The organism is Terrabacter sp. LjRoot27 (assembly GCF_964254175.1).
GTDB lineage: Bacteria > Actinomycetota > Actinomycetes > Actinomycetales > Dermatophilaceae > Terrabacter.
In genome coordinates this window covers 3,685,988-3,699,166 of the sequence record NZ_CAXUSS020000001.1, presented here as the reverse complement: position 1 = coordinate 3,699,166, position 13,179 = coordinate 3,685,988, and the positions used below count along the sequence as shown (strand labels likewise).

Genomic DNA, 13,179 nt, shown 5'->3' with positions numbered 1-13,179 from the left:
CCCGGCGGGGTGCTCGAGCGCCGCTCCGACCGTCGAAAGGCCACGAACCGGGACCCGGTTCGTGGCCTTTCGACGGTTCAGGAGGCGGGGTCAGAGGGTGCGGAGCATCCGCGTGTTGCCGAGGGTGTTGGGCTTGACCCGCTCGAGGTCGAGGAACTCGGCGACGCCCTCGTCGTAGGAGCGCAGCAGCTCGGCGTAGACGTCCATCGGGACGGCCTGGCCCTCGATGACCTCGAAGCCGTGCCGGACGAAGAAGTCCGTCTCGAAGGTCAGGCAGAAGAGCCGCTCGACGCCGATCTCGCGCGCGTCCTCGACGAGCGCCTCGAGCAGGCGCCCTCCGAGGCCGGTCCCGAGCTGGTCGGGCGCCACGGCGAGGGTGCGGATCTCGGCGAGGTCCTCCCACATGACGTGGAGGGCGCCGCAGCCGACGACGCGTCCGTCGAGGTCGGCGACGCGGAACTCCTGGAGGCTCTCGAAGTAGGTCACCGCCTCCTTGCTGACGAGCACCCGCCGCTCGGCCAGCGGCGCCACGAGGGCCCGGATGGCGCGGACGTCGGAGGTGCGCGCCCGCCGGATGACGGGCGTCCCGCCGCTCACGAGAGGTTCCCGTCGCGGAACTCGGCGAAGAGGCCACGGGCCTGCCTGCCGAGGACGACGATCGACTGCTGGTCCGCCCAGCCGAACGCCCCCTGGGCGACACCCCGGCCGACCTTGAGCGGGCTCAGCTGGTGCAGGCCCGCGGTGAAGGTGAGGATCTGCTCGGCTGAGAGGTTGCTCCGACCGACCTTGCTGAAGCTCGACAGCGCCGACGGGATGGCGATCGGCCCGGCGAGCTTGGCCTTGATCGCGGCGGCGAGGATGACCTCGCCCTGGTGGCGTGACCTGCCGAAGTCACCGTCGGGCAGGGTCTTGCGCTCCCGGGCATAGGCGAGGGCCTCGGCACCGGACAGGGTCTGGGCGCCGGCCTTGATGACGAGGTTCTTGGCGTGCGAGGCGACGACGGTCTTGGGGATGACGATGGGGATCCCGCCCTGGTCGTCGACGATCTTCTTGAAACCGCTGAACCCGAGCACGACATAGCCCTCGACGGGCAGGCCGGTCACGGACCTGACGGTGCTCACCTGGGCGCGGGGGCCGCCGAACACCATGGCGGAGTTGATCTTGCCCTTGCCGCCGGTCGACAGCGGGACCCACAGGTCGCGGGCCATGCCCATGACGCCGCCGCCACCCGACCCGTCGATGCCGATGACCTGGAGCACGTCGGCGCGGGTGCCCTCGAGGGGCTGTCCCTTCCGGGCGTCCGACCCGATGGCGAGGACCCAGCGCGGGCCACCGCCGAGGCTCGGTTTCGCGACGCCGAGCGACGGCCACCAGCCACCCACGACCTTCCACGTCGGCCCGACGGCGAGCGTCACGTCGTCGCCTGCGGTGACGACGGCGACGGGCGTGCCCATCCACGACCCGACCTTCGCCGTGGCGTCGACGGGTCCCGCCGCCTTGGTGCGCGCCTTGAGCGCAGCCGCGGCGGAGGGGGAGGACGTACGCGTGAGGTCGCCTCCGGCATACACGGTCCCGACGAGCGCGGCGAGCGGTGCCGGCGCTCCGGTGACCCGGACCCCGTCGGTCGGGGAGACCGATCCCGCACTGCTGGAGGGGGCTGAACCCGACGGCGAGCCGGACGGCGTCGGTGCCTCGGACGTGCAGGCACCGAGGGCCGCCACCACGAGCACTGCGGCCGTGGCGGAGCGGGTGCGCGGGCTGCCGAGGATCACGCTGCAACCCTAGAGGACCGGTCGTGCGGCCAACCGGACGCCCGGCAGGTGGTCCGGGTGGCGCAGCAGAGCAGCCCCGACGCTCGCGCGTCGGGGCTGCTCGTCGTCCACGGGCCGGGCAGGTCGCCCGCCCGCGTCAGCGGTACTGGATGTCGTGCAGGCGGATGTTCGTGCACTGCATGGTGATGGACTTGTCGACGTACCAGGGCGCCTGGTCCTCCCAGCGCGACCAGCGCAGTCCGTCGGGGCAGGCCACGACGATGCGGTACTGGGTGCCCGGGGCGCTCGGGTAGCAGTGGACGGTGACGGAGTTGCCGCCCTGGACGACGACGCAGTCGCCGGCGGAGGCGCTCGTCGGAGTGGCGACCGCGAGTCCGGCCGCGGCGACGCCGGCGCAGGCCAGCGAGATGAGCATCTTCTTCACAAAGTTCCCCTATCTGTGTGAGTGGCCGGCGTGGTGCCGGCCGCGCGTGCCCGAGGTGACCCGAGCAGCGCTACGACGGCAGCATGTTCGATGCGGTCTCGCTCCTGCTCGGTTCTGCACCTTCCTGCAACGGCCGCGTCCAGGGTCAGGACGACACCCGGGCCGCCGTCCGGACGAGGGACCGCGAGGCGAGCACCGAGGCGAGCACGACGGCGCCGGCGACGGCCGACGTGACGACGAATCGCACGACGAGGCCGCTGTCGAGGGCGCTCGTGAACGGCAGCATGAGCACGAGGACGAAGCCCGCAGCCAGGGCGATCGTCATCGTCAGCGGCAAGGCCACCTCGAGCGCGCGGGCCCGGTGCAGCGACCGCTCGCTCGTGCCCGCGAGGGCCAGGGAGCGGTACTGCTCCCGCTGGTCGAGCACCCGAGCGGCCTGGACGACACCGGTCGACGTCGCGCCCACGATGGTGATGATGACGAGGGTGACGAGGGCGCCCGTGCCGAGGTCGTCGGCGAGGTAGCGCTCGAGCGGGGTCGTCGGGTCCTCGACCTGCGCGAGGCTCGTGAAGCCCACGACGACGACGGCGAGGCCGAGGGCGCCCACCGCCCGCCACGTGCTCTTCGGGTCGTCGGCGATGCGCCGAGCCGCGAGCAGCGTCGCGGCGGTCGGGGCCAGCCGGGCCGCGACGCGGCCGGCGACCATGACGACCCAGGGCCCGACCGCGTTGACGGCGAGGATCATGGCGCCGAGCACGAGCACGATCGTCATCCGCTGCGGCTCCTTCATCGGGGTGATGACGAGGACCCACGCGGCGCCGGCGGCCAGCGCGACGAGCACCCGCAGGACGCTGAGGCGCTTCGGGCTCGTGCGGGCCGCGACACCGAGCGGGCTGATCGCCACCCGCGCGAGGCTCGACGCCCCGGACACGACCGCCACGACGACGACGGCGGCGACCACGGCGAGCGTCTGCCACAGCGGGAGCACGAGCTCGCTCAGCTCGAACGGGCGGCCCTGGAAGCTGAGCCGGGCCACGAGGGGCAGCGCCGCGAGGTAGACGACGACACCGGTCAGCGCGCCGACGACGGCCTGGGCCGCAGCCTCGGCCAGGGTCATGAGGGTGACCTGCCCCGACGTGGCCCCGGCGAGCCGCAGCGCGGCCAGACGCTGGTCGCGCCGCGCGATGGCGAGACGCGCCGCGACCCCGCCGAGGGTGAGGATCGGGATGACCATGCAGGTCGTCGCGATCCAGGCGAGCGTCACGTAGAGGTTGCCGAGCGCCGCTTCTTCGGTCAGCCGACCCTCGAGCCCTCCGGGCGGGAGCGGGTTGCGTGCCTCGAACGCGCGCAGCCCCGCGACGCAGACGAGCAGTGCCGCCGTCGACACGGCGAACGAGACGACCGCGAGGATCCCGGGCACCCGGTTGTCCGCGGCGCCCGCGCGACGCAGGCGCCACCACAGCACCGTCGCGGACCTCACCGGACCACCGCCGTGGGTGCCTGCACCGGGCCGGCGTGGCGCTGGTCGGCCGCGGCGTCGGCGGCGGCGTCGGCGTCGGCGTCGGCGTCGGCGTCGGCGTCGGCGCTGGCCGCGATCCGGCCGTCGCGGACCCGGACGATGCCGTGGCACCACCGGGCGACGTTCTCGTCGTGGGTCACGACGACGAGCGAGGCGCCGGTGTGGGCCGCGAGCTGCGTGAGGTGGTGCATCACCTCGGCGCTCGTCGTCTGGTCGAGCGCACCGGTCGGCTCGTCGGCGAAGACGACACCGGGGCGGGCCACGAGCGCGCGGGCGATGGCGACGCGCTGCGCCTGGCCGCCCGAGAGCTCACCGGGACGGCGCTTCTCCAGCCCCGACAGGCCGAGCGGGGGGAAGAGCGTGGCTGCCCGAGCCGTCGCCTCCGAGCGCCTGACGCCCCCGAGCATGAGCGGCAGGGCGACGTTCTCGATCGCCGGCAGCTCGGGCAGCAGCATGCCCTGCTGGAAGACGAAGCCGAAGTCCTCACGACGCAGCACGGTGCGCTCGCGGTCCGACATCCGCGCGATGTCCCGGCCGCGCCACAGCACCTGGCCGCCGGTGGGTCGCAGGATGCCGGCGAGGACGTGCAGCAGCGTCGTCTTGCCCGAGCCCGACGGGCCCATGACGGCCAGGCTCTCGCCGCCGCGGATCGTCAGGTCGACGCCGCCGAGGGCGGGAGGCCCGGCGGACGCCCCGGAGCGGCCGTAGGTCATGACGACGTCCCGGGCGACGAGGTCGCGCGCCGGGTCGGCCGACGCCGCAAGCGGCGGACGCGTGGGAGCGACGGCGGCAACCGGGGCGACGGGCGCGGCGGGGGAGGCGGGGGAGGCGGCGGGGGAGGCGGGGGGAGAGGCGAGGCGCTCAGGCGCGCCGGCCGGCATACGGGCTGGGTCGTAGTAGCTCATGGACCCACCCTCGCCGCGGCGGGCCGGGTCGCACATCGGGCCGTGGTCGCCTCCCGGGCTGGGCGGCATACGACCCCGGTATGACGGCTGGGACGAGGGCGTACGACGAAGGGGCCGGGGACGTGATGTCCCCGGCCCCTTCGGCCGTGCTGGTGGATCGCCGGGGTCAGCGCTCCGTGCCGGTCAGCCCCGCGTCGGGGTAGACCTGGTCGTCGGGCACGGGCGGTCCGGCCGTGATGTTGACCCCGAGCGCCTCGTCGAGGGCCGCGCCCTCGGGAAGCTCCGGGAGGTCGTCGGCCGGTCGGCGTGCGGCGTCCGGGTGGGCCATGTCGGAGAAGGTGAACTTCTCCTCCTTGCCCTCGCCCTCCGTGTCGATCCGGATGTACTGGCCGGAGCCGAACTCGGCGAAGAGGATCTTCTCGGACAGGGCGTCCTCGATCTCGCGCTGGATGGTGCGGCGCAGCGGGCGCGCACCGAGCACGGGGTCGTAGCCCTTCTTGGCGAGCAGGTCCTTGGCCGCGGGCGTGAGCTCGATGCCCATGTCCTTGTCCTTGAGCCGCTTGTCGAGCTTGGCGATCTCGAGGTCGACGATCTGCGTGATCTCTGCCCGGTTGAGGTGCGGGAACACGATGGTGTCGTCGACACGGTTGAGGAACTCGGGCCGGAAGTGCTGCTTGAGCTCGTCGGTGACCTTCGCCTTCATCCGCTCGTAGTCCGAACGGCTGTCGGGTCCGGCCGAGAAGCCCATGTTGGCCTTGGAGATGTCCCTCGTGCCGAGGTTGGTCGTCATGATGATGACGGTGTTCTTGAAGTCGACCATCCGACCCTGCGAGTCGGTGAGGCGGCCGTCCTCGAGCACCTGCAGCAGCGAGTTGAAGATCTCCGGGTGGGCCTTCTCGACCTCGTCGAAGAGCACGACGGAGAACGGCTTGCGGCGCACCTTCTCGGTGAGCTGGCCGCCCTCCTCGTAACCGACGTAGCCGGGGGGCGAACCGAAGAGACGGCTCACCGTGTGCTTCTCGGAGTACTCGGACATGTCGAGCTGGATCAGCGCGTCCTCGCTGCCGAAGAGGAACTCGGCGAGCGTCTTGGCGAGCTCGGTCTTACCGACACCGGTGGGGCCGGCGAAGATGAACGAGCCACCGGGGCGGCGCGGGTCCTTCAGGCCTGCACGGGTGCGGCGGATCGCCTGGGACAGCGCCTTGACGGCGTCGTCCATGCCGACGATGCGCTTGTGCAGCTCGTCCTCCATGTGGAGCAGGCGGCTGGACTCCTCCTCGGTCAGCTTGAACACCGGGATGCCGGTGCTCGCAGCCAGGACCTCGGCGATGAGCTCCTCGTCGACCTCGGCCACGACGTCCATGTCGCCCGACTTCCACTGGGCCTCACGGGCGGCCTTCTCCTGGCGCAGGCGCTTCTCGTCGTCGCGGACGCGGGCCGCACGCTCGAAGTCCTGGCCGTCGATGGCCGACTCCTTCTCGCGCACGAGCGCGGCGATCTTCTCGTCGAACTCACGCAGGTCCGGCGGAGCCGTCATCCGGCGGATGCGCAGTCGCGCGCCGGCCTCGTCGATGAGGTCGATGGCCTTGTCGGGCAGGAAGCGGTCGTTGACGTAGCGGTCGGCCATGTTGGCGGCCGCGACGAGCGCGCCGTCGGTGATCGTCACGCGGTGGTGGGCCTCGTAGCGGTCACGCAGACCCTTGAGGATCTCGATGGCGTGCGGCAGCGTCGGCTCCTGCACCTGGATCGGCTGGAAGCGCCGCTCGAGGGCCGAGTCCTTCTCGATGTGCTTGCGGTACTCGTCGAGCGTCGTCGCACCGATCGTCTGCAGCTCGCCACGGGCGAGCATCGGCTTGAGGATCGACGCGGCGTCGATGGCGCCCTCGGCGGCACCCGCACCGACGAGCGTGTGGATCTCGTCGATGAAGATGATGATGTCGCCGCGGGTGCGGATCTCCTTGAGGACCTTCTTGAGCCGCTCCTCGAAGTCACCGCGGTAGCGGCTGCCGGCCACGAGCGAGCCGAGGTCGAGGGTGTAGAGCTGCTTGTCCTTGAGCGTCTCGGGCACCTCGCCCTTGACGATGTCCTGGGCGAGACCCTCGACGACGGCGGTCTTGCCGACGCCGGGCTCGCCGATGAGGACGGGGTTGTTCTTGGTGCGGCGGCTCAGCACCTGCATGACCCGCTCGATCTCCTTCTCACGTCCGATGACCGGGTCGAGCTTGCCCTCGCGGGCAGCCTGCGTGAGGTTGCGACCGAACTGGTCGAGGACGAGGGAGCCCGCGGGCGTGCCCTCGGCCTGGCTCTGGCCGACGCCGGCGCCGGCCTTCTCGCCGCTCTGCCCGCCCTGGTAGCCGGAGAGCAGCTGGATGACCTGCTGACGGACCTTGTTGAGCTCCGCGCCGAGCTTGACGAGGACCTGGGCGGCGACGCCCTCGCCCTCGCGGATCAGGCCGAGCAGGATGTGCTCGGTGCCGATGTAGCTGTGGCCGAGCTGGAGAGCCTCGCGGAGCGAGTACTCGAGGACCTTCTTCGCGCGGGGCGTGAAGGGGATGTGGCCGGTCGGGGCCTGCTGCCCCTGGCCGATGATCTCCTGGACCTGGGCCCGGACCGCTTCGAGCGAGATGTCGAGCGATTCGAGGGCCTTCGCGGCGACGCCTTCGCCTTCGTGGATCAGACCCAGGAGGATGTGCTCGGTCCCGATGTAGTTGTGGTTGAGCAGGCGAGCTTCCTCCTGCGCGAGGACAACCACCCTTCGGGCCCTGTCGGTGAACCGTTCGAACATGTTCTTCTCCTGACTGATCGAGAGACATCTCGATGCTATCCGTGCCCGCTGTGGACGAGCACACCCCGACCAACGCCGGTGGTGTCCCTCCTGTTCCCCATCCTGAGCGTGATCGGCTCAGGTTCGGCCGCTGTTCGCCGTGAGCGGACAGATGCCGTGAGGCGTGTCGTGATCCTTGCGTATGCCGTGTCGTACCCGTCCAGTGTCCGCCCGCACTGTTGCGGGCGCGTTTCGCACCCGTGTCGGGCGGGTCGCCGAGGTCGGGTCAGGCCGGGACGGCGAGGTCGCCGGGTCTGCTCGGGAAGTGTCGGCGCCATTCGTCCCGGAGCCGGGGCACCGGCATACCTGCTTGGCGCATGGCCCGCGTGATCCTCGCCAGCGTGTTCGCTGGGGACGAGTAGACGTCCCGGGACACGATCACGAGCCGGCGGATGCGGTCGTCGTCCAACGCCTCGTCGCGCGCGATGTCGGTGAGCCACTGCTCGTCGGACTCCGCATGCTGCCGGCCGTCGTACTCGATGATCAGTCGGAAGGGGAGGTAGGCGAGGTCGTAGCGCCGCAGCAGCGTGCCGGCCTCGTCGTGCACCCGGTGGTCCACCTCTGGCTCGGGAAGTCCGGCGAGGACGATGAGCAGCCGCAGTCGGGTCTCCATCGGCGAGTCGACGCCCGCCCGGACGAGCGCCGCTGCACGACGGGCCAAACGGGAGAACGGGCCCCGATGGTCGCGGGTCGCCGACACGAGCTGCTCGGGTGACGTGCGCTTCCGTCGCACGAGCGAGTCCCCGAGGACGACGAGGTCGACGAGCGCCAGGCAGTGGGCGAGGTCGAGGAAGGTCTGCACTGGTGACGTCATCCGGATCCCGCGCCACGGCACGACCTGCTGCACCGCCTTCGCCCGGTGGCCGGCGAGGCCTTCCCCCCTGACCCGGTGACGCCGGGAGGTGACGTGGACGTCGGGATCGTCGGGCACCACGGCACCGAGCAGCCGGGCAGCCGTGTGGTGTGAGACATAGCTGCCCGGCTCGGCCACCTTCAGGGCGGCCTCGGCCAGCTCGATGTCCCCGACCGGGCTCCGGCGCCTGACGTAGACCCCGTGGAAGAGCGGGCGGTAGTCGCGGCGCAGCCGGCCGTCCGACAGGTGCCTCGCCTCGGACCGGAGAAACGGCCGTCCCTCGTTCAGGGTCATGGCCCGACCATCTCCCAGGAGCCGGGGCCCCTGCTCGCGCTCTCCACAGCCCCAACGGTTTGAGGGCCGCGGCGCCTGAAGGTGCGGGTTTTGGGCCCTATCCCGACGGTTTGAGGGCCGCGGCCCCCGAAAGTGCGGGCGGGTTGGGGCGGGCGGGGTGGTTTGGGTTGGTGCATCCCGGCGTATGCCGGGTGGCTGGGTCAGGGGTGACGGTGGGCGAAGCGGTCGTGGAGGTCGCGGACCTCGGCCTCGAGCTCGGGGGCCGGACCGTCGACGACCGCGCCCGGCACGACGTCGCGGATCGACAGTGCAGCTACGGGTGACGGGGCCGAGCCCCACGACGACCGCCACGCGGTCAGCTGTGCCGAGCTCACGGCATACGCGATCCGGCCGAGGCCGACCCAGGCGTGCGCGGCCGAGCACATGGGGCAGTGCTCGCCGGAGGTGTAGACGGTGGCGGCGGCCCGCTCCGGCGCGGTCAGGTGGGCGCCTGCCCAGCGGGCGATGGCGAACTCGGGGTGCTGGGTGGCCTCGAGCGCGACGACGTGGTTGTGGTCCTCGAAGAGCACCTTGCCCTCGCCCGACACGAGGACGGAGCCGAACGGCTCGTCACCCCGCTCCAGGGCCAGACGGGCGAGCTCGACGGCTCGACGCAGGTGCACGAGGTCGGTGGCGTCGAGGCTCATGCGACCCTCCCGGTGACGAGCGCGAACGTGACGAACGCGCCGCCGTCGGCCTCGAGCATCCCCTGCACCGGCGAGGTGGCCTGACCCTTGAGCTCCATGACCGCACGTTCCCACAGCAGCCAGTTCGCGCACGCGTCCGGCTGGGTGCGGGCCGTGACGGCCGCGAAGGCGCGGCTGAACTCCCACTGGCTGCGCAGCCAGTCGGCGGTGTGCCACGCGGCGGACTCGGCGCCGACGACGCGGTCGATGTGCTCGGGGATCTCGCCGAGCTCGCGCACCTCGGTCGTGAGGGCGGGTGTCGCGACGCCGAGCTGGCCGCCCGGCTTGAGGAACGTCGCGAGGTAGGGCGGGTAGTGGTCGCCGGTGCCGAAGTACTCCCACGCGTCGATGCTGAGAATGGCGTCGAAGGAGCCGCGGCCGAAGGGGAGAGCGTGCGCGTCGACCCGTACCGCGAGGACGCGGTCGTCGACGCCCTCCTTGCGGAAGACCGCGGCGGCCTCGGTCGGGTCGACCCACAGGTCCGCGGCCACGACGCTGACGCCGTACTCCCTCGCGAGGAAGACCGATGTCGCCCCGAGTCCCGAGCCGAGGTCGAGCACGCGCATGCCGGGGCGCAGGTCGAGGTCGGCGGCGAGGTCCTCGAGCAGCCACAGCGGGTGCGGGCCCATGTCGAGGTCGACGAGCCACTTCGCGTCGTAGCCGTTCGACTTCGGGTAGGCGTCGCGGGTCAGGTGGTCGAGGGCGGGCATGTACCGATCCTCCGGGATGGGCCCCGACCGCGTCGACCCGGTTCCAGGCGGCGAGAAGTGGCTTCCCGATGATCACCCGGCGCCAACGGATGGCCTCTCGACGGTGTCAGGGGGCGGGCGCCAGCCGATCGGGGGTGAGGTCGGCGAGCGACGTGCATCCCGTGAGCGCCAGCTGGAGGTCGAGCTCGGCGCGCAGGTTGCGCAGCACCTCCGACACACCGTCGGCGCCGGCGAGGGCCAGACCGTAGACGTGTGGTCGCCCGATGCCCACGGTCGTCGCGCCCAGGGCGAGTGCGACGAACGCATCTGCGCCGCAACGGATCCCGCTGTCGAAGATCACCGGCGCATCCGATCCCGAACCGCGCACGGCCTCGACGACGCCGGGGAGGGCCTCGAGGGCGGCCACCGACCGGTCGACCTGGCGACCGCCGTGGTTGGAGACGTAGACGCCGTCGACCCCGGCGTCGACGGCGCGTCGGGCGTCGTCGGGGTGCAGGATCCCCTTGAGCACGATCGGCAGGCTCGTCATCGCCCGCAGTCTCGGCAGGTCGTCCCACGACAGCGAGGGTCGGCTGAAGACGTCGAGGAACGTCTCGACGGCCGCGCGCGGCTCGGGTGTCGTGAGGTTGTGGCGGGTGTCGCCGGGGTGGTTGCGGCTCATCGACACGAGCGTCGCGACGGCCGCGGGGGTGGGCCGCGGCCGGACCGTCGGCCCGGCGGCCGCGACCCGCTCGCGGACGAGCCGCTGGAAGACGGGGTCCGACGTGTACTGCGCGATGCCCCCGCCGCGGGCGAACGGCAGGTGCCCGAGGTCGAGGTCGCGGGGACGCCACCCGAGGTATGCCGTGTCGAGGGTGACGACGAGCGCGTCGCTGCCGCACGCCTCGGCGCGGGCGACGAGGCTCTCGACGAGATCGTCGTCGCTGCTCCAGTAGAGCTGGTACCAGTGCCCGGAGCCGGCGAGGGCACGGGCGACGTCCTCCATCGGCACCGACGCCTGGGTGCTCAGGATCTGGGTGACGTGCTGCTCCCGGGCGCCGCGCGCGACGGCGAGGTCGGCCTCCTCGTCGGCCATCGACAGCACCCCGACCGGCGCGACGAGGAAGGGGCTCTCGTGCCGTCGGCCGAAGAGCTCGACGGAGGTGTCACGCTCGGTCGTGTCGACGAGCATCCGGGGCACGACGCGCCACCGGGCGAAGGCAGCAACGTTGGCGTCGGCGCTCGCCTCGGAGCCGGCCGAGCCTGCGACGTAGGCGAACCCGCGCTTCGACATTGCCCGGCGGGCCGCCGCCTCGAGCTGCGTGCCGTCGGTCGGGACCGCCGGTCTGCGGCCGAAGGCGCCGGCCCGGTAGATGGCCGACTGCACGGTCCGTCCGATGCCCTCCTGCGGCATACGAGCTCCTCTGGTCGCACGGCCCGGGCCACGGCGGTGCGACCCGGGTGCTGCGCCCATCCTGCTATGCGGTCGAGCCGGGGGTCACCACGAGATCGAGATGGTCTCGCGCCACCAGCGCTCGAGCTCGTCGACCGGCGCGGCGGCACCGCGGCTCCAGAGCCGGAGGTAGAGGTCGACGGGGTCTCCGCCCAGGGTGTGGTCGGCCACGGACTCTGCGGACTCTGGGGACTCGGCGGACACCGGCCGGACCCGGCGGGTCCGGACCGGCCGACCCGTGTCGAGGTCGACGAGCCAGGCGACGTCGGCGTCGTCGGGGCGCACGAGCAGCCGGGTCGGCGCGCCGGGCGACGCGCCCTCCCTCCGGCGGGTGACGAAGCCGACGAGCAGCTCGTCGATGCCGTCGAGGGCGACCGCGGGCCGGATCCACGTCTCGTCGGCGCGGGCCGGCCGCCCGAGCCGCGCTCCGAGCGCGTCGACGGCGTGGACCGTCGTCTCGTGGCACTGCCGGCGCGTCCAGAAGAGGCGTGGGGCGGGCGCCTCCCTGAGGAACACGGCCGCGTCGAGGTCGTCCGGCGCGTCGACGATCGACTGGAGCAGCGCGGTCGCGCCGTCGTCGAACCAGCCGAGCACGTCGGCGGACTCGCGCCCCTCGCGCTCGAGGGGCTCCGGCTCGGCCGGAGCACCGCGCAGGTGGCTCGCGGCCCAGCGGTGGACCATGCCCTGGTGGACGACGAGGTCGAGCACGGTCCACTCGGGGCACGTCGGGACGGGTGCGTCGAGCCCGGCGGCCATCGCGTTGGCACGCAGCACCGTCGCGGCGGCCCCGAGGGCCTCGCCGAGGTCGTCGAGCGAGACGCCGAGCGGTCCGGGCACGGAGAGGGCGGCGTCGTCGGTCGTGGTCATCGGAGCCTCTGGACGTCCCGGGCCAGCAGCGCGAGCGCCGTCGACCCCTTCTCGTTCGCGACCTTCGCGTCGACGGACGAGTAGGTGAGCCGCACGAGCACGTTGCCCACCTGGACGACGCCGACGTAGTCGTGGCGCGTCTCGTCCGGGGACGTCCGCGTCACGTCGACCCGGCCCAGCGGCATACCCTCCGCCACGTCGCGGCGCTGGTTGGCGACGGTCGTCGTGACGCCCTTGGCCGGCCGGGGCGCCCGGCAGGCGGCCGCCGCGTCGAGCAGCGGTCCGGCCGCCCTCGCGGCCGCCGGGAGGTCGGGGTAGGTGATCGCGGCGACGTCGGCGCGGACGCCGCCCGGTCCCTCCCAGGCGCGGGCGTATGCCGTCGGGCCGACGTCCCGGGCCACGGTGGGCCCGCCGGGGCACGACGTGAGCACGGCTTCCGTCACCGACTCGCCGTCCGTGCGGGTCAGCCCGGTGAGGTCGTGGTCACCGAGGTAGGAGGCGACCGCCGTCGCGGCGTGCACGCGGGGCGGCGCGACGCTCGACGGCGGCGTCAGGGGCGCGTCGGTCGTGGTCCGGCTCGACGGGACGTCGGAGGAGGTCGCTGCGGCGGCCCGGGTGGTGGTGGGCGACGTCGAGGCCGGCTGGGAGCACGCGGCGAGCACGAGCGGCACGGCAGCGGCCGCGAGGACGGCGGGCACGGGTCGGCGGGCGGCGGTCGGTCGAGCCATGGCTGCGAGTCTGCCCCATGGCCCCGCACGAGCCGGCGTGCGGCACGGGGGGCGGCCCGCGGAGGGGACGGGCGGGCGCGGGCTCCCGACGGCGGTAGATTTGCCCGGCGGGACGGTCACCACCGC

At 72.8% G+C, this 13,179-nt stretch carries 12 protein-coding genes; all 12 read right to left on the bottom strand.

From position 1 onward, the window contains the following. Nucleotides 1-90 precede the first annotated feature (90 nt). A complete protein-coding gene (locus tag ACSQ2D_RS17045; RefSeq protein WP_435987111.1) occupies nt 91-597 on the bottom strand; it encodes an amino-acid N-acetyltransferase in 507 nt (168 codons plus the stop codon). Next, on the bottom strand, nt 594-1,772 hold the full coding sequence (locus ACSQ2D_RS17040; protein WP_435987110.1) for an LCP family protein: 1,179 nt from the start codon (nt 1,770-1,772) through the stop codon (nt 594-596). Before ACSQ2D_RS17040 ends, ACSQ2D_RS17045 begins: the two co-directional genes overlap by 4 nt. A 136-nt stretch (nt 1,773-1,908) precedes the next feature. Beyond that, on the bottom strand, nt 1,909-2,196 hold the full coding sequence (locus ACSQ2D_RS17035; protein ID WP_435987109.1) for a hypothetical protein: 288 nt from the start codon (nt 2,194-2,196) through the stop codon (nt 1,909-1,911). A 145-nt stretch (nt 2,197-2,341) separates the two neighbouring features. Then, a complete protein-coding gene (locus ACSQ2D_RS17030; protein ID WP_435987108.1) occupies nt 2,342-3,676 on the bottom strand; it encodes an FtsX-like permease family protein in 1,335 nt (444 codons plus the stop codon). Then, on the bottom strand, nt 3,673-4,620 hold the full coding sequence (locus ACSQ2D_RS17025) for an ABC transporter ATP-binding protein (protein WP_435987107.1): 948 nt from the start codon (nt 4,618-4,620) through the stop codon (nt 3,673-3,675). Before ACSQ2D_RS17025 ends, ACSQ2D_RS17030 begins: the two co-directional genes overlap by 4 nt. Nucleotides 4,621-4,786: 166 nt before the next feature. Further along, nucleotides 4,787-7,405 (bottom strand): ATP-dependent Clp protease ATP-binding subunit, encoded by a 2,619-nt coding sequence (locus ACSQ2D_RS17020; RefSeq protein ID WP_435987106.1) that lies wholly within the window; start codon nt 7,403-7,405, stop codon nt 4,787-4,789. Between the two features lie 265 nt (nt 7,406-7,670). Next, complete coding sequence (locus ACSQ2D_RS17015; protein WP_435987105.1) at nt 7,671-8,591, bottom strand: hypothetical protein; 921 nt, start codon at nt 8,589-8,591, stop codon at nt 7,671-7,673. Between the two features lie 200 nt (nt 8,592-8,791). Then, nucleotides 8,792-9,277 carry a nucleoside deaminase gene (locus ACSQ2D_RS17010; RefSeq protein WP_435987104.1) on the bottom strand — a complete coding sequence of 162 codons (486 nt, stop codon included), beginning with the start codon at nt 9,275-9,277 and terminating at the stop codon, nt 8,792-8,794. Continuing rightward, the gene (locus tag ACSQ2D_RS17005) at nt 9,274-10,026 is read right to left on the bottom strand and encodes an SAM-dependent methyltransferase (RefSeq protein ID WP_435987103.1); all 753 of its coding nucleotides are present in this window, start codon (nt 10,024-10,026) and stop codon (nt 9,274-9,276) included. The genes ACSQ2D_RS17010 and ACSQ2D_RS17005 overlap by 4 nt, the downstream gene beginning before the upstream one ends. A 106-nt stretch (nt 10,027-10,132) precedes the next feature. Continuing rightward, nucleotides 10,133-11,419, bottom strand: coding sequence for a lactate 2-monooxygenase (locus tag ACSQ2D_RS17000; protein ID WP_435987102.1), 1,287 nt, complete (start codon nt 11,417-11,419; stop codon nt 10,133-10,135). An 84-nt stretch (nt 11,420-11,503) separates the two neighbouring features. Further along, a complete protein-coding gene (locus ACSQ2D_RS16995) occupies nt 11,504-12,325 on the bottom strand; it encodes a maleylpyruvate isomerase N-terminal domain-containing protein (protein WP_435987101.1) in 822 nt (273 codons plus the stop codon). After that, the gene (locus tag ACSQ2D_RS16990; protein ID WP_435987100.1) at nt 12,322-13,053 is read right to left on the bottom strand and encodes a hypothetical protein; all 732 of its coding nucleotides are present in this window, start codon (nt 13,051-13,053) and stop codon (nt 12,322-12,324) included. The genes ACSQ2D_RS16995 and ACSQ2D_RS16990 overlap by 4 nt, the downstream gene beginning before the upstream one ends. Nucleotides 13,054-13,179: the final 126 nt, after the last annotated feature.